Genomic DNA, 15,603 nt, shown 5'->3' on the forward strand with positions numbered 1-15,603 from the left:
ATGAAATATAATTATTATTTAATTAAGCTACCTGTATTTATTTTATATTTAAAGATGCTTTATATAGCGAAAACAAACATATGAACCAAGTTCACAAATTTACATTAGAGGGCTAAAAATAAATAAAAAAACCAGAGTAGACTGACGAAAAATGACGTTTTGTTATTAAATAGCAACACATAATTACAAATGAAACCCCACTCAGATTACGTTTGGTAAAGATATGGATATGCAAAAAACAGAGATGCCTGAACAGGTGCAAACTCTTAATGTGGAATTATTAGGTAAACCCATTCATATCATTCGCAATAAGCTCGAAGAGCTATTGATTAACTCATGCCAACAGCTAAGCCTTGAACTACAAGCTTGGTTAAAAACACAACAAGTGTTAGTCGAATTGGACCATGTTTCGCTTACGGAACTACCGCAAACCAACGTAGATGTCACCAGTGTTTCAGTGCTCAAACATAGCGACGACGGCATGCTCTATGTGTCGATGGAGTCCACCATGCTAATGCGCTTATCTGACCAATTTTATAGCACTAGCATGGAACGCAGCGGTGGGGAGCTCACCAATAGCGACTTGCGACTATTACAGCGCATTGCCAAGTGCACCTCGCAATGGATAGCGCCAGAAACCGCATGGAAACAACATGAATTTGAGGTTATTCCGGGTATTGGCATTACTGCCACGCTATCCATTCATGTGCGTAACCAACAAGCTCTATTAGCCATCACACTAGACAGTGCCCTGATTCAGACGCTAATCGACGAACTGGAATTAACACCCAATCCACATATGGCAAGTGACTTCAATCATGCCTTGCATAAAACCCCAGTCCGATTGAATGTTCAATTGAGTAAGACCGTGTTGCCTTTAACACAAGTACTCAAACTCAAAGCCGACGACATTCTCCCTATTGAACTGCTCAATAACGCTCCAGTGAACATTGGTAAAGAGACCCTATTCACAGGGCGCGTGGCAGAACAAGAAGGACAACTCGTTTTAATTTTAAATGATGATAAGGAAACCAACCGATGAGCGATTCGCCAGAACAAAGTGTCTTCGACGGTGACGAACTGCGCTTCGATGACTTTCAACTTGAGGACTTTGATACCGACGCCCCTACGGCCGCTCCAGTTCAATCTGAGCGAGATCTTAGCTTCTTCAAAAATATTCCCGTCACCGTGACGCTTGAAGTCGCCAGCAAAGAGGTTGCACTAGGCGATCTGATGTCTGCCGGTGAAGGCAGTATTATCGAACTTGATAAGCTAAATGGCGAACCGTTGGATGTGAAGGTTAATGGTTCTCTAATGGGGCATGCCGAAGTCGTCGTCGTCAACGAAAAGTACGGCCTGAGACTGATTGATGTCGTTGATTCTGCGCTCACTTCTATGGGTAAGTAGCTCGTGAAACTGCGTTTAGCTGGTATCGCTTATCCTTCGAACCTACGCCTGCTCCTCATAGGCTTGGTCATCGTCATGCTCGGTTTGTTTGCTCATCCCGCTTTAGCGGATAACGGGCTGACTTTTCTAACCGTTAACGATGGTCAATCAGAACAAGAATACAGCGTAAAGCTGCAAATCTTGCTCTTGATGACAGCTTTGAGCTTTTTACCTGCGTTCATTTTGATGGCCACCAGCTTCACTCGCATCATTGTCGTGTTAGCGATTTTGCGTCAGGCTTTGGGCTTACAACAAAGTCCCCCCAACCGAGTATTAATCGGTATTGCACTCAGTCTGAGCATCCTCATCATGCGGCCCGTTTGGAGCGATGTGTATGAGCACGCTTTCGTTCCTTATGACCAAGGCGAAATCACTTTGATGCAAGCTTTTGCTACCGCAGAAAAGCCGGTACGCAATTTTATGCTCGCCCAAACTCAACGTAATTCACTCGAACAAATGCTGCGCATTGCCAACGAACCGGTGGATTCAAAGGTGGAGGATATTTCCTTTGCTATTGTTCTTCCAGCCTTTGTGATCAGTGAGCTAAAAACCGCGTTTCAGATCGGCTTCATGTTGTTTATTCCTTTTTTAATCATAGATTTGGTAGTCGCAAGTGTCTTGATGGCAATGGGTATGATGATGCTTTCGCCATTGATTGTCTCATTACCATTTAAATTGGTGGTATTCGTTTTGGTTGATGGTTGGGCGATGACAGTCGGAACCCTATCCGCCAGCTTTGGCAGTGGATGAGAGCGTGAATCATGACTCCAGAACTGACCGTTACTCTGTTTTCAAACGCCGTCTGGCTCATCATCAGCATCGTGATGGTACTGGTAGTGCCAGGACTGCTTGTGGGTTTGGTTATCGCGGTTTTTCAAGCTGCAACTCAAATCCAAGAACAAACACTCAGCTTTTTACCCAAATTATTGGCCACCCTGTTGATGGTCATTTTTGCCGGGCATTGGATGCTACGCAAAATCATGGAGCTGTTCGACTTCTTGTTCCATAACATTCCAGGGATGATTGGTTAATGCAAATTACGTTCGCCGAAATATCTCAATGGTTAGGTCAGTTATGGTGGCCCTTTTTCAGGATTGGGGCTGCCTTTCTGGCCATGCCATTTTTCGGTGATGCGTTAATTCCAGTATGGGTCAGAGCCCTACTTGCCTTATCGATTGTGGTGATCACGGCACCGCTTATGCCTGCAATGCCTGCCGTTGATTTGCTGTCGATGACCTCTCTGTTTTTGGCCTTTGAACAGGCTATGTGGGGACTTTTTTTCGGACTCATACTGCACCTTTTTTTCACCATTTTCACCATGCTAGGGCAAATCGTCTCGCTACAAATGGGGCTTGGTATGGCGATCATGAACGACCCAGTCAATGGACTCTCCGTTGCCATTTTGGGACGAATTTTCTTGCTGCTGTGTACGCTATTATTCCTTGCACTCGAAGGGCATCTTCTGGTCATTGATATTTTGGTGCAGAGCTTTGTGGTATGGCCGGTCGGCTCTGGCATCACTATCGCCTCTTTAGACAATATCGTTTCTTTGTTTGGTTGGATGTTTGCTTCAGCCTTAGCCTTGGCGTTGCCAGCCATCGTCTCCATGCTATTGGCGAACATCAGTTTTGGTGTCATGAACCGAGCGGCACCCAGCCTAAACGTTTACGCCCTTGGCTTCCCAATGACCATGTTGCTTGGTTTGTTTAGTATCTTGCTGACCGTTAGTGGCATTCCTAGCCGCTATACCGCGCTGGTACACGAAACATTGAGTCAACTTAACCTGTTTATGGTGGGGGGGGCATGAGCGAGCAGTCCAGCCAAGATAAAACCGAAAAGGCCTCGCCCCAGAAGATCAAAAAGGCGAGGCAGGAAGGTCAAATTCCTCGCGCCAAAGAGTTCACTACTGCGGTGCTATTTCTGATTGTTGCCATCTATTTTTATAGCCAAATCGGTCGTATTTGGGAGCACATTTCTGGTGTATTTCGTTTCAATATGGCACTAACACGTCAGGACCTAGAAAACCCTAAACAAATGATTGAGCAACTGGGTCAAAGCCTTGGCATCATCATCGAATTACTACTACCCATGTTTATGGTTATCGTCATTGCCGCTATCGGCAGTAGCATGATACTTGGCGGTTGGATGTTTCGCCCAGCGAATATCCAACCCAAGTTGAGTAAGCTCAACCCCATTTCCGGTGTTGGACGTATGTTTTCAACACGTTCATTGGTTGAATTGCTGAAGTCCTCGCTCAAGGTCACGGTGATTTTTGCCTTGCTGTATACCTATTTGGATAGCAACTTTTCTCAGCTACTTGGCATGCAAAAGCTCACCCTATCGCAGGGCATCACTATGGTGATGACGATTTTATTTGAAGGTTTGTTACTGATGGGTGTGGCTCTGCTTATCTTTGGCGTGATTGATATTCCTTACCAACGTTGGGAGCACCTCAAGCAGCTCAAAATGACCAAGCAAGAGCTGAAAGAAGAGTACAAAAATAACGAAGGGCGTCCGGAAGTAAAACAGCGTATTCGTCAGATTCAACAGCAGTTTGCACGCCGAAAAATCGACAAAGCCGTCCCCAAGGCTGATGTAGTGATCACCAACCCAACGCACTACGCCGTGGCTCTAAAATACGACACCTCTTTATCAGATGCGCCATTTGTGGTGGCAAAAGGTATCGATGAAACAGCGATGCACATTCAACGTATTGCCCGCGAAAATCAGGTGGAAATATTACACTCGCCGCCATTAACGCGCTCTATCTACTACACCACCGCCATAGAGCAAGCGATCCCAAGCCAGCTCTACATCGCCGTGGCACATATTTTAACTTACGTGATGCAATTAAAGGCGTTTCGCCAAGGCTCGGGAGACAAACCGCTACCACTTCCCGTGTTCTCAATACCTAAACAATTGCAACACTAACGGATAACTAGAACAAGTAACAAAGGAACTCTCATGTTGAATCGTCTTAAACAATTTAGACGCTCAGGAAAAGGCTATATTGGCATCCCTATTGTGTTGCTGATGATTTTGGCGATGGTAATTTTACCATTGCCGCCTTTGCTACTCGATGCGTTGTTCACGTTCAATATTGTTCTGGCTATTTTGGTGTTACTGGTCAGTACCACCGCCAAAAGACCGCTCGACTTTTCCATCTTCCCAACTATTTTGCTTATCGCAACCCTAATGCGACTCACCTTGAACGTGGCCTCGACTCGTATTGTTCTACTCGAAGGTCATAATGGTGGAGACGCGGCTGGTAAAGTTATCCAAGCCTTCGGTGAAGTCGTGATTGGTGGTAACTACGTCGTAGGTATGGTGGTCTTCATCATCTTGATGATCATTAACTTTGTGGTGATCACCAAAGGTGGTGAACGTATTTCTGAAGTTTCGGCTCGATTTACCCTTGATGCGCTACCAGGCAAACAGATGGCGATCGATGCAGACTTAAATGCGGGACTGATTGACCAAGAAGCGGCAAGACAAAGACGTAAAGAAGTCGCCAACGAAGCTGATTTCCATGGCTCAATGGATGGTGCCTCTAAGTTTGTGCGTGGCGATGCTATCGCAGGCTTAATGATTCTGTTTATCAACATTATCGGCGGTATCAGTATCGGTGTGTTTGAACACGGCTTACCCGCTTCTGAAGCATTCAAGACTTATGCACTACTGACCATCGGTGATGGCTTGGTGGCACAGATTCCATCACTGTTACTGGCAACAGCAGCGGCCATCATTGTTACTCGCATCAATGACAGCGATAACGATATGACCGATACCATGCATAAGCAGTTATTGGCGACGCCAGCAACGTTATACACGGTTGCCGCCATTATGCTGATTATTGGCCTAGTGCCAGGTATGCCACATCTCGCCTTCTTCACGTTTTCTGGTGTATTAGCGTTTGCAGGCTGGCGTCAATCCAAAGCTCCTGTTAGCAATCCGCAGCTTGATGAAGTTGAAGCGATTTCTGCTGCCATGCAAGCAGACAATGAGCAACCGCTATCTTGGGATGATATCCCACATGTACACAGCTTATCGCTAGCCTTGGGTTATCGATTGGTTCACCTAGTGAATAAAGAGCAAGGTGCGCCGCTGACACAGCGTATTCGAGGGGTACGTAAAAATCTTTCCGAACAAGTGGGCTTCTTAGTTCCAGAGGTGAGTATTCGAGACAACCTGAGTCTTAAACCTAACCAGTACACCTTATCGCTTAACGGTGAAATCATCGAAGAAGGCTTTATCGAACCCGATCGTCTGATGGCTATCGCTGTTGGTGAAACTTATGGCGAAGTGGATGGTATCTTAGGCAGTGACCCTGCTTATCATTTGCCGGCGGTTTGGATCGAACATAAAGACAAAGCCAAAGCACTTAATATGGGCTATCAAGTCGTCGATGATGGCACCGTTATCGCCACACACATTAGTAAGGTGATGAAGTCGCATCTCGCGGAGTTATTTACTCATGATGACGTGGATGCAATGAATCTGCGCTTAACCCAGCAAGCGCCTAAACTTTCCGAAGCGCTCGGTGCAGCTTTAAACCCAGCACAACAGTTAAAGGTGTACAGGCAACTACTGCTCGATCAGGTCCCTCTTAAGGACATTCGCACCATTGCTAATACCATGCTGGAATCAGCAGAAAATACTAAGGATCCTATTCTTATTGCTGCCGACGTGCGTTGTGCACTGCGCCGCACCTTAGTTAATCTTGTGGCTGGACAACGTAAAGAGCTAAGCGTGTACGCACTTTCTGATGAGCTCGAACAGATGTTGATGACGTCACTACAACAAGCTCAAGCCAATGGCAGCGTCATGCTAGATAGCTTCCCAATTGAGCCAAATATCCTAAGTCAATTCCAGCAAAACTTACCGCTGATAAAACAGCAGCTTAAACAACAAGGGCTGGCGCCTATCTTATTGGTCATGCCCCAGCTAAGACCTTTGATCGCTCGATATGCCCGCACCTTCTCGCAAGGATTGGCGGTACTGTCTTATAACGAAATCCCAGAAAACAAACAGATAAACGTGGTAGGAAACCTTGGATAACCTAACTTCAAACCAAGCGCTGTATCGCTACCTACATCAGCTAGTGGAGCAGCATGTCGTTACGGAAGACGACCAGATTATTTTTGACGCTTTTGAACAAAATGATATTCGCCATGCCTGTCAGGCCATTCGCGACACCAAAAACGGGGAAGTCGAGTTTCAGCATTTGACGCTGCGATTCGGCAGCCAAAGTGAGCAAAGCGTCTACCAGTTTGACCTTTCTGAAACGATGCGCTTTTGTCTCGATTTGTACAGTTTGTATCTCGCCTTGCGCCAAACCAAGTTCCAAATAGAGACCTTTCACCCAGATCTCACCAGTAATGTCGTCGTGCCTATTAGTAGTGATGCCCTGCTGTGGGAATCGGGTGAGCACTTTCTCAAACAAGTGATTCGATACCACGCAGGCGCGTTCTACCATATTACCCCTTCACTGCAACTGGGTGAGACCACCCCTTTGCATGAGCGGGTTAATGCATTAACCGAAACCCTCAAAGAGCAAGCTTTCGCATTATGGTTCGACGTTGACCCGAGCCAAGGTATGTTCGAACAGTTACTACCCTTCGAGCCCGATGCGCTCAAAGTAGCAGCAACGTTAGAAAACAAACAAGACCGAACACGGTTATTACCTTTGGTGAAATTCTGTCGTAATCATAAGTTAGCTTGGGTAGCAGGACGAATCAGTAATCAAGATGAACTCACCCAATTTAAGCGCCTTGGTGCCAGTCATTACTTTGGCTACTTCAGTGATATTCCGACCTCAATGTCATTTAAGTCATTCGGTGATGCCGGTAATGATGAGTACTAACCAAGCGCTTATTTAAACCACATCGGCGCCTCTCCTTTCACTCTTTCTAGCAGAAAAGAGAGGCCAACTTCCCTAACAAAATCGCTGTTTTTCGGAATAAACCTCACACTTTCACACCCAAAATCAATAATTTCCAAGTTTTTTTCATTTTCCAATTAATCCTAGAAATTAACCGACCGCCTCTTGTTAGTGAGCGGGGCGAATGTCCCACATTGATATAGATTCAAGGAGAATGACAATGGCTTTATCGATGCACACTAACTACGCTTCGCTAGTTACACAAAACACTCTGAACAACACAAACGGTCTGCTAAACACAGCAATGGAGCGTTTGAGCACAGGTTACCGCATTAACTCTGCAGCAGATGATGCGGCAGGTCTTCAAATCTCTACTCGTTTAGAATCTCAAACTCGCGGTATGAACGTTGCAATGCGTAATGCACAAGACGGTATCTCAATGATGCAAACTGCTGAGGGTGCGATGGACGAGATGACAAACATCGTTTACCGCATGAACGACCTAGCAACTCAAGCATCAAACGGTTCTGCTTCTACAGCTGACAAAACTGCACTGAACAAAGAGTTCCAACAGCTTAACGAAGAGCTAGTGAACATCATGGATTCAACTAACTTCGGTGGCCAGAAGCTGTTTAACACGACTGGTTTCGCTGCGGGTGCAGTTAACTTACAAATCGGTACTAATGCTGGTGAGCAACTAGCAGTTGACGTATCTACAGACATCACAGCGTTAAACACAGCAATCGGTGCGGCTAAAGGCTTTGCTCTGGGTGATATCTCGACAGAGGCTGGTGCTCAGACTGCACTTACTACTCTAACAGGTGCAACAGGTGACGCAGGTCTTCTTGCTGATATCGGTACTACACGTTCAAGCTTTGGTGCGAACATCAACCGTCTAGAGCACACTATCGTTAACCTTGGCAACATGGTTGAGAACACATCGGCTGCGAAAGGTCGTATCACTGACGCTGACTTCGCTGTTGAGTCTTCAAACATGACGAAGAACCAAATGCTAATGCAAGCGGGTACAACAGTTCTATCGCAAACTAACCAGCTACCTGGTATGGCGATGTCACTACTTCGCTAATAAAGCAAGCATCCTTAATAATTGGTGCGGTGATCGCTACCAGCCAACCGCATCGGTTATTTTTGGATATGATGAATTTTCCTTCGTTAACTATTCATCCGTCCTTTTAGCCTCCTTCGGGAGGTTTTTTCATTACTAGGTCGTGCTTGATGGGATGTGAAGAGATGAGAACAGAACCAACTCTGAACCCAGATCTCATATTGCCACTTATCTTATCACCAACGATTAATACCTCTCACCATCAAGTCGCCTTAAGCCTCTGAGTAATAGGCAGTTTACTGGTGGAAAAGCGGAACTAGCACAATGGAAACCCCGCTTCCGCCCACGAGACAAAATTAGCCTAACCAATTGAATTTTAATGTTTTAAATCATGGCATATATCTTGATTTAACCCACTAAGAATACTGTGCTGTCCATCCCTATTACACGGCGAGCAGCAAAACTAAGGAGCACTCCAATGAGTTCGTTTGACCCAATCACTATGGCGACCAACCTTGCCACTTATGATGTGCAGCCATTTCAGCAGCGCTACCAAATGCAAGCGGATAAGTATCAGGCTCAAATTACTGCGCTAGGTAAAGTGGAATCAGCATTGCGTGAGTTCCGAACTGCCGTAACCAACATGAACAGCAGTAGCTCGAACATCATTAAGAATACGGCAACGGTTTCACAAGAGGGTTTCCTTTCTGCGACGGCCAATGCCAGTGCCATGGCGGGCAGCTATCAGGTGTTTGTGGAACAAGTTGCCACCGCACACCAACTCTCAACGGGTATGCCAGCCGACCTAGATGCCAATACTGAGATTCCAACAACAGGCACGCTCGATTTAACAGTTGACGGTAAAACCCTATCACTCGATCTATCAACAGTTGATACCGACGGCGATGGCAAAGCAACCATGGCCGATCTGGTTTCCGCTATTAATAATGACCCTGATAACCCAGGCGTCAATGCCACTCTGGTTCGTTCCAATGGTCAGACGCACTTTATGTTATCAAGTACTGAAACGGGTGTTGCCAATAGCGTAAACGTGTCAGCTTCAGGCACTGGGGCATCCTGGTTTGAAGATGCCTTTACTAACACCAGCAATATCAGTACACCGCAAGATGCCGTCATTTGGCTAGGCGCTGAGGGTAGCGGCCTAAAACTGACCAACAGTAGCAATACCTTTACTGGCGTTATTGATGGTGTTGACCTGACGGTCAGTAAGGCGCAGGTCTCGGGAGAGCAACCGCTGACGCTGACTATTGGTGCCGATGATGAAGCGACAAAAGAACAAGTTAACGCCTTCATTGACGCTTACAACACTCTGATGTCTACCATGGATGAATACACTGGTATCGGCGGGGAGGATAAAGCACGTGGCGTGTTAGCGAGTGACCCAACGCTTCGCTCTATTGAAAGCCAACTCACCAGCATTATTCGTGGTGAATACAACGGAATGCGCCTAAGTGAAGTGGGTATTGAGATTGATCGCAGCGGAAAGATGACACTGGATGCCACCAAGTTCGAAGAGGCGCAAAAAAATAACAGTGCCGCGCTAGAAGCCATGTTTAACGGCGACGGTAATCTTCTGGATTCCATCGACACCATGGTTGAGCCATTTTTGAAGTCGACCACCGGTCTTTTCAAAACCCGTAAAGACTCCTTACAACAGAACATTTCGCGCATTGACGACAAACAAGCAACGTTAGAGCGCAAGTACGACATGGCGTACAGCCGCTACCTCAAACAATTCACTCAAATGAACACCTTAATGACACAAATGAACCAAACCATGAGCATGTTTGGTTAGGGCTAGGAGTACAAAATTATGCTAATGGATTCAGGCTACGACTCATATCAGCAGGTCGATTTAGATGCCCAAGCAGCAGCCGCAAACCCACATCAACTAGTGGTGATGCTGATCGACGGTTTACTTAATGAAATTGAACGTGTGCGCGGTCATATAGGCGCAGGGCGCTTAGCCGAAAAGGGTGATGGTATCAGCAAGTGTATGAACATTCTTGTCGGCCTCGATAGCGCACTTGATGATGAAAATGGTGGCGAAATCGCCGAGAACTTGCACCAACTTTATGACTTCTGCCAAATCGAACTCTATCAAGCCAGTATTCACAATGACGTGGAAAAACTCGCCGGTGTAGAGCGTGTGATGGGCAATATCAGAGAAGGATGGTTGAATTTTGGCAATCAAGCATAAGGTGTCCCCTGAGCGATTCCGACACCTCAGTAAACTTATTGAAATCGCGACAAAAACGGAAGATTGGCACGCACTAAAACGCTACGACGTACAGCTTCGTGAGCTTTTGGACACCCATAGACCTTACTTAAAGGATCCTAGGTTAGTGCCCGAAATTCGACATGCTAGACAGACTCATTTAGCGGCGTACGAAGCGTTGTCCGTTGCAACCAGTGAACTCAAAAAACGCCTCCACAGTGTGAGCGAGGAAAAAGAGCGAACGGTGGCTTATCAACTTGCGATGACATTGGAGTAACCCCATGCTAACCATGACCAATATTCAAAGTGGTGACAGTTCGGCGCGTGTTAGTGATGGTTCATCAAACCAGAGCATTAATGCAGCAAGTACCTCATCACCTAAGGACGCTGCTGTCCCTTTTGGCCAGCTCGTTAAAGCGCCAAAACAACACGATCAATCCGTGGTTGATGACCCTTTGTTAACCAACGAGGCAGATAACGCTGACGAAAGTGCTGTGCACGCTACACTAGCGACACTGATTACCGAGCCAGAGTTGCCTCAAGGTTCTGCCGTTGCAACAAGCCAAACACCTGCAACCTCACTGCAGCAACAAGCTTCCGAGCTACTTAGTCAGTTTGTGGTCAATGCCAATACACGCCATTCCGCGGCACCTCAAGTTGAGGCACATGTCGCTCACCCATCAATAGCGATAGGTAAAGAAAACTCACCACGTAGCTCGGTCAACTCGGCTCTGCTGGTGACACAAGCAGCTCCAGACAACACCGTCTCTCGCCCCATTAATGCAGAGATAGCTAACTCACTAACAAACTTAAGTAGCCAGCCAGTGACAGCCCAACAAACTCAAGGTCACCAGACTACTCCTGCGCCAGTATCCACCACACCTTCCACAACAGAATGGGCACCGGTTCGAGTGGACACTCAAGCAGGTAAATGGGGGGAGCAAATGCTGCAAGTGCTCAACGACCGAGTCACTCTACAAGCTCAACAAAACTTGCAAGAGGCTCGGATCAGATTAGATCCGCCTGATCTTGGCAAATTGGATCTTATGGTTCGTGTTGAAGGCGATCGCTTAAGTGTGCAAATCAATGCCAATGCCGCTGCTACACGCGAGGCATTAATGCAGGTCTCAGAACGTCTTCGATTTGAACTGCAAAATCAGAACTTTATGCATGTTGACGTTCAGGTCGGTACTGGAGAAGGCCAACACGAATCACCGCAGCATAGTCAGGAGGAAGAGTCGACGGTTCTCGCCTCTCGTCGCTTTAATGATGACTCTTCATTTCAATCCACCTTTACCACTGCTGAACACTGGCTCAGTACGCAAGCCTAGTGCTATGCACTAAGTACCTCATAGGAAATAAATTATGACTAAACCGCAACTCTTCGCCATGTTCATCGCCATGATAGTGACCAGTGCCTTGGTCTCTGCTGCTACTGTGTTTGGTGCAGCCTGGTATTTAAAGCAAGCGGGCGATGACCGCAGCATGATTGAAGACACTCCACTGTCGTTTTTGACCCAAGACAACCAAAGTAGCCAAGGCCCAAGCTTTCAATCATTGGACAAGGTAGTACTGAGTGTCAGAGGCAAGAAGCAAACTCACTTTGTAATGATCGAGCTAGCGGTAGAAACTCGCCGCCCAGATCGACTGCAGAACATCAATGACTACATGCCCATTGTCCGCAATGCCATGCTCAACTTGTTCAGCCAAAAAACTTATGAAGACCTTCATGGCGAACAAGCCCTTGCATCGCTACAGGACGAAGTAAAAAACACTGTGATGATGGCGTTTGCTAAAACTGAGGTGATACGCGATATCGACGATGTACTGCTTACCAAGTACGTCGTGCAGTAGAGGCCGCCTATGTTGGATATGAATTACACGGACAGTTATGGTGTCGCCGACGAAGTGAATTCGCCAACGACACCCATTGATGAAAATCGTCTTCTGAGCCAACACCAGATTTTGGTGAAACGAGTGGTCAATCAACTGCGTAACCATGCTACGACCCATTGCAGCATCGAAGACATGCAGCAAATAGGATTGATAGGGTTACTGGAAGCAGGGCGTCGCTATGGCAATATCGATGACCCCAACTTCCCTGCATTTGCTGTGTGTCGTATTCGAGGCTCTATTTTGGATGAGCTACGCCGACTTGATTGGCGTTCACGTAAAACACGCCAGCAAGCGCATGAGCTCAACGATATCACCCGCGATCTCACCAAAGCACTGAAACGAATGCCGACGGAGCAAGAGATCATTAAAGCCCTTGGCACCGATCAAGCGGATTATCACACTCGGCTCAGCGCCTCAATGGCTGGCGAGATGCAAAGTCTCGATCAGTTGATAGAAAAAGGGGCGGAAGGTCAGGTAGATAGTGCCTATGAAGGCATGAGCCATGAGCATATTCGCCGCAGTCTAGAGGTCGCTCTCGCAAAATTGCCAAAACGAGAACAACTGCTGATGACACTGTTTTATCAGCACGAACTCAACCTACATGAAATTGCCTTGGTACTCGAACTGACACCACCACGGATCTGTCAGCTCCACAAACAAGCGCTAAAACAACTCAACCAATTACTATCTTCTTAGGAGTCACATATGCAAAAGTTTATGGGCGCGATCATTATTCTGATGTGTGTCTTCGGCGGTTACGTTTGGGCCGGGGGAAGCATGATGGCCATTTGGCAGCCAGCCGAATTTCTGATCATCATAGGTGCCACAGTCGGTTCATTGATCATAGGTAACCCTCCGCAAGTCTTGAAGGAAATGCGCAGCCAGCTTCGCTCTATTATGTCACCTCACAAGGACGAGCAAGCGTTCTACATGGAATTAATGGCATTACTACAAGTCTTGTTAGAAACCGTTCGCAGTGGTGGCTTCAAAGCACTCGATAAACATATCGAGAACCCTGAACAAAGCCCGATTTTCAACCGTTACCCACTGGTTAGCCGTGATTATCGTCTTGTTTCTTTCATTACCGACAATTTGCGTTTAATGGCAATGGGACAAATGTCGCCTCATGAATTAGAGGGACTACTAGAGCAAGAGATTGAAGCGATTGAATCAGACCTGCTGCTTCCATCTCGCTCAATGCAACGTACGGCAGAAGCTCTACCCGGTTTTGGGATATTGGCAGCCGTTGGCGGGATCATCATCACCATGCAAGCTATTGATGGTTCCATCGCCTTGATTGGCTATCACGTCGCCGCCGCTCTAGTAGGTACATTTTTAGGTATTTTTGGTTGTTACTGCTGTTTAGACCCAGCCAGTAATGCCATGGCTCAACGCGTTAAGCGTGATATGTCAGCCTTCGATTGCATCCGCGCGACACTGGTCGCCTATGTAGCGAAGAAGCCGACATTGCTCGCGATTGATGCTGGCCGCAAACACATTCAGCTCGACATCAAACCAACCTTTAATCAAATGGAGAGGTGGCTAGCTGAACAGGAGGGATAATGCAAAAACAAGAGCAAGTCGTCTTTAAGCGTTCAGGACGCCGCCATGACCATGAGTACCATGGCGGTGCTTGGAAAGTCGCCTTAGCCGACTTTATGATCGCGTTAATGGCTCTGTTCCTCGTGTTATGGGTAATGCAAGTGGTCGACAAAGAAGAGCGCAAAGCGATTGTCGCCCACCTACAAATGGCCAGTGTTTTTGATAAGAGCACTGGCAGCCTTTTCGATACTTCACAAAGTATCTCCCCTATTGATCTTGCCTCCGACTCATCGGTGACCAGCCATCATGACTCAGTGCATACCGTGACCTCTTTTTTCCAGGGTGATCGCGATGGACCAGAGTCGGACTCGCTGATCAACGGCACCTTTGATACCCAAGAGCGCTTAGAAGCCTTGGCGAAAGTGGTCAATGAAATGATGCGCCAGATTAATGCTGATGGGAACGTTGACGTCACGGTCACCCCACAAGGCTTAAGAATCGTGCTGCAAGATGACTACAAACAAAACATGTTCCGACGAGGAGGTTCAACACTTACCCCTTTCTTTGAAGACCTGTTATTGGCATTAGCACCGGTATTCCAGCGTGTTGAAAACCCGATGATCATCAGCGGACACACCGACGCAACGCAATACCGCAAAGCGTTCAGTAGCTCCTCAAACTGGGAACTGTCCTCGTCTCGAGCCAATAGCGCCCGACAAACCTTGGTCGCTGGCGGAATGCCTGAGCAAAGAGTGCTACAAGTCACCGGAATGTCTGACCGAGCGCTGCTCAATCAACAGGACCCTAAATCGAGTGAGAACCGCCGTATTGAACTGTTTATCTTGACCACTCCAGCTGCCGAAGTGATCAGCACCTTATTTGGCGAACAGCCGACTAACGAGGTCGAAAAGGCACGTGAGAAGGCTCAGTTTAATCAACCTGTGTTCCGAACCGATACCATTCGCTTTGAGTCGGAAGGCACCTCTTCCGTCGAGCCACAAGCACTTTAGCTTGCGCGCTTAATCAAGTGTTCTATGCTTAGGTAGAACACCTAAATATGCTAATAATTTCTTATTGATTTCATCGAAGTAGAGCGTGTTATGCGTCAAACTCATCCTCACATTGCAGACAGCAAATCTGACCCGCTTCAAAAAGCATTTTTGTGGCTGATCATTATTGATTACGCGTTGCTTGCTCTGTTTTTAAGTCAGTTATCCACGCTGTCTTTAAAAGGAGGAACGGGGATCAGCTTGCTGCTCGTAGTCTATAACGGCCTACTGACTTTCCTCTGCTTCCGCCGAACCAATAAGCGCGACGCCTACATCATCTACCCCACTCTTTCAGCGACGCTGTTAGCGTTTATCTGCTTTTTGTATTTTTTCTTTTTGGTGTGACTTAAACCCTATTTAATAAGTCATTTACCTCAGGTGTCATCCCCCCCCCTAAAAAAACGTTCATCATTCCCTTGAAAAAGGGAGTCTCATACAGTGCATCTCAAACCTAAATAACATGACTTACTCTCTAATTTTCAGT

General features: G+C 46.8%; 18 protein-coding genes. All 18 read left to right on the top strand.

The features are described 5' to 3' along the window. The first annotated feature begins 223 nt into the window (after positions 1 to 223). Positions 224 to 1,042, top strand: coding sequence for a FliM/FliN family flagellar motor C-terminal domain-containing protein (locus MMA19_RS22955; RefSeq protein WP_038228713.1), 819 nt, complete (start codon positions 224 to 226; stop codon positions 1,040 to 1,042). Beyond that, the gene (fliN, locus tag MMA19_RS22960; protein ID WP_240207325.1) at positions 1,039 to 1,407 is read left to right on the top strand and encodes a flagellar motor switch protein FliN; all 369 of its coding nucleotides are present in this window, start codon (positions 1,039 to 1,041) and stop codon (positions 1,405 to 1,407) included. The genes MMA19_RS22955 and fliN overlap by 4 nt, the downstream gene beginning before the upstream one ends. 75 nt (positions 1,408 to 1,482) lie before the next feature. Further along, positions 1,483 to 2,196: a flagellar type III secretion system pore protein FliP gene (fliP, locus tag MMA19_RS22965; protein WP_050798619.1), complete on the top strand. Its 714-nt coding sequence runs from the start codon at positions 1,483 to 1,485 to the stop codon at positions 2,194 to 2,196. 11 nt (positions 2,197 to 2,207) lie between these two features. Further along, positions 2,208 to 2,477 carry a flagellar biosynthesis protein FliQ gene (fliQ, locus tag MMA19_RS22970; protein ID WP_006072158.1) on the top strand — a complete coding sequence of 90 codons (270 nt, stop codon included), beginning with the start codon at positions 2,208 to 2,210 and terminating at the stop codon, positions 2,475 to 2,477. Next, positions 2,477 to 3,253 (top strand): flagellar biosynthetic protein FliR, encoded by a 777-nt coding sequence (fliR, locus tag MMA19_RS22975; RefSeq protein WP_006072156.1) that lies wholly within the window; start codon positions 2,477 to 2,479, stop codon positions 3,251 to 3,253. The genes fliQ and fliR overlap by 1 nt, the downstream gene beginning before the upstream one ends. Then, on the top strand, positions 3,250 to 4,377 hold the full coding sequence (flhB, locus tag MMA19_RS22980; RefSeq protein WP_240207327.1) for a flagellar biosynthesis protein FlhB: 1,128 nt from the start codon (positions 3,250 to 3,252) through the stop codon (positions 4,375 to 4,377). Before fliR ends, flhB begins: the two co-directional genes overlap by 4 nt. Positions 4,378 to 4,410: 33 nt before the next feature. Then, on the top strand, positions 4,411 to 6,504 hold the full coding sequence (gene flhA / locus MMA19_RS22985; RefSeq protein ID WP_240207328.1) for a flagellar biosynthesis protein FlhA: 2,094 nt from the start codon (positions 4,411 to 4,413) through the stop codon (positions 6,502 to 6,504). Continuing rightward, positions 6,497 to 7,309: an EAL domain-containing protein gene (locus MMA19_RS22990; RefSeq protein ID WP_240207330.1), complete on the top strand. Its 813-nt coding sequence runs from the start codon at positions 6,497 to 6,499 to the stop codon at positions 7,307 to 7,309. Before flhA ends, MMA19_RS22990 begins: the two co-directional genes overlap by 8 nt. Positions 7,310 to 7,547: 238 nt before the next feature. Next, positions 7,548 to 8,414, top strand: a complete 867-nt coding sequence (lafA, locus tag MMA19_RS22995; protein WP_240207332.1) for a lateral flagellin LafA — start codon at positions 7,548 to 7,550, stop codon at positions 8,412 to 8,414. Positions 8,415 to 8,871: 457 nt separating this feature from the next. Beyond that, positions 8,872 to 10,209: a flagellar filament capping protein FliD gene (gene fliD / locus MMA19_RS23000; protein ID WP_240207334.1), complete on the top strand. Its 1,338-nt coding sequence runs from the start codon at positions 8,872 to 8,874 to the stop codon at positions 10,207 to 10,209. 18 nt (positions 10,210 to 10,227) lie between these two features. Then, positions 10,228 to 10,614: a flagellar export chaperone FliS gene (gene fliS, locus MMA19_RS23005; protein WP_240207336.1), complete on the top strand. Its 387-nt coding sequence runs from the start codon at positions 10,228 to 10,230 to the stop codon at positions 10,612 to 10,614. After that, positions 10,598 to 10,909, top strand: a complete 312-nt coding sequence (locus MMA19_RS23010) for a LafD (RefSeq protein WP_240207337.1) — start codon at positions 10,598 to 10,600, stop codon at positions 10,907 to 10,909. Before fliS ends, MMA19_RS23010 begins: the two co-directional genes overlap by 17 nt. A 4-nt stretch (positions 10,910 to 10,913) precedes the next feature. Further along, complete coding sequence (locus MMA19_RS23015; RefSeq protein WP_240207339.1) at positions 10,914 to 11,963, top strand: flagellar hook-length control protein FliK; 1,050 nt, start codon at positions 10,914 to 10,916, stop codon at positions 11,961 to 11,963. A 34-nt stretch (positions 11,964 to 11,997) separates the two neighbouring features. Then, positions 11,998 to 12,486 carry a flagellar basal body-associated FliL family protein gene (locus MMA19_RS23020; RefSeq protein ID WP_006072139.1) on the top strand — a complete coding sequence of 163 codons (489 nt, stop codon included), beginning with the start codon at positions 11,998 to 12,000 and terminating at the stop codon, positions 12,484 to 12,486. Between the two features lie 9 nt (positions 12,487 to 12,495). After that, complete coding sequence (locus MMA19_RS23025) at positions 12,496 to 13,224, top strand: FliA/WhiG family RNA polymerase sigma factor (RefSeq protein WP_240207341.1); 729 nt, start codon at positions 12,496 to 12,498, stop codon at positions 13,222 to 13,224. A gap of 9 nt (positions 13,225 to 13,233) precedes the next feature. Further along, positions 13,234 to 14,091 (top strand): flagellar motor stator protein MotA, encoded by an 858-nt coding sequence (gene motA / locus MMA19_RS23030; RefSeq protein ID WP_006072135.1) that lies wholly within the window; start codon positions 13,234 to 13,236, stop codon positions 14,089 to 14,091. After that, positions 14,091 to 15,080 carry a flagellar motor protein MotB gene (locus MMA19_RS23035; RefSeq protein WP_240207343.1) on the top strand — a complete coding sequence of 330 codons (990 nt, stop codon included), beginning with the start codon at positions 14,091 to 14,093 and terminating at the stop codon, positions 15,078 to 15,080. Before motA ends, MMA19_RS23035 begins: the two co-directional genes overlap by 1 nt. Before the next feature lie 90 nt (positions 15,081 to 15,170). After that, entirely contained in the window at positions 15,171 to 15,464 is a 294-nt protein-coding gene (locus MMA19_RS23040) for a hypothetical protein (RefSeq protein WP_006072133.1), read from the top strand. Positions 15,465 to 15,603: the final 139 nt, after the last annotated feature.

It is taken from the genome of Vibrio sp. CyArs1, assembly GCF_022432925.1.
In the GTDB taxonomy this organism is placed as follows: Bacteria; Pseudomonadota; Gammaproteobacteria; order Enterobacterales; family Vibrionaceae; genus Vibrio; species Vibrio mediterranei.

What these genes read in the sequence shown, in the direction of transcription:
- fliQ (WP_006072158.1), top strand. Translation starts at nt 2,208, where the DNA reads ATGACTCCAGAACTGACCGTTACTCTGTTTTCAAACGCCGTCTGGCTC.
- fliP (WP_050798619.1), top strand. Translation starts at nt 1,483, where the DNA reads ATGCTCGGTTTGTTTGCTCATCCCGCTTTAGCGGATAACGGGCTGACT.
- lafA (WP_240207332.1), top strand. Translation starts at nt 7,548, where the DNA reads ATGGCTTTATCGATGCACACTAACTACGCTTCGCTAGTTACACAAAAC.
- MMA19_RS23015 (WP_240207339.1), top strand. Translation starts at nt 10,914, where the DNA reads ATGCTAACCATGACCAATATTCAAAGTGGTGACAGTTCGGCGCGTGTT.
- flhA (WP_240207328.1), top strand. Translation starts at nt 4,411, where the DNA reads ATGTTGAATCGTCTTAAACAATTTAGACGCTCAGGAAAAGGCTATATT.
- MMA19_RS22955 (WP_038228713.1), top strand. Translation starts at nt 224, where the DNA reads ATGGATATGCAAAAAACAGAGATGCCTGAACAGGTGCAAACTCTTAAT.
- MMA19_RS23035 (WP_240207343.1), top strand. Translation starts at nt 14,091, where the DNA reads ATGCAAAAACAAGAGCAAGTCGTCTTTAAGCGTTCAGGACGCCGCCAT.
- MMA19_RS23025 (WP_240207341.1), top strand. Translation starts at nt 12,496, where the DNA reads ATGTTGGATATGAATTACACGGACAGTTATGGTGTCGCCGACGAAGTG.
- MMA19_RS23040 (WP_006072133.1), top strand. Translation starts at nt 15,171, where the DNA reads ATGCGTCAAACTCATCCTCACATTGCAGACAGCAAATCTGACCCGCTT.
- fliD (WP_240207334.1), top strand. Translation starts at nt 8,872, where the DNA reads ATGAGTTCGTTTGACCCAATCACTATGGCGACCAACCTTGCCACTTAT.
- fliS (WP_240207336.1), top strand. Translation starts at nt 10,228, where the DNA reads ATGCTAATGGATTCAGGCTACGACTCATATCAGCAGGTCGATTTAGAT.
- motA (WP_006072135.1), top strand. Translation starts at nt 13,234, where the DNA reads ATGCAAAAGTTTATGGGCGCGATCATTATTCTGATGTGTGTCTTCGGC.
- flhB (WP_240207327.1), top strand. Translation starts at nt 3,250, where the DNA reads ATGAGCGAGCAGTCCAGCCAAGATAAAACCGAAAAGGCCTCGCCCCAG.
- MMA19_RS23020 (WP_006072139.1), top strand. Translation starts at nt 11,998, where the DNA reads ATGACTAAACCGCAACTCTTCGCCATGTTCATCGCCATGATAGTGACC.
- fliN (WP_240207325.1), top strand. Translation starts at nt 1,039, where the DNA reads ATGAGCGATTCGCCAGAACAAAGTGTCTTCGACGGTGACGAACTGCGC.
- fliR (WP_006072156.1), top strand. Translation starts at nt 2,477, where the DNA reads ATGCAAATTACGTTCGCCGAAATATCTCAATGGTTAGGTCAGTTATGG.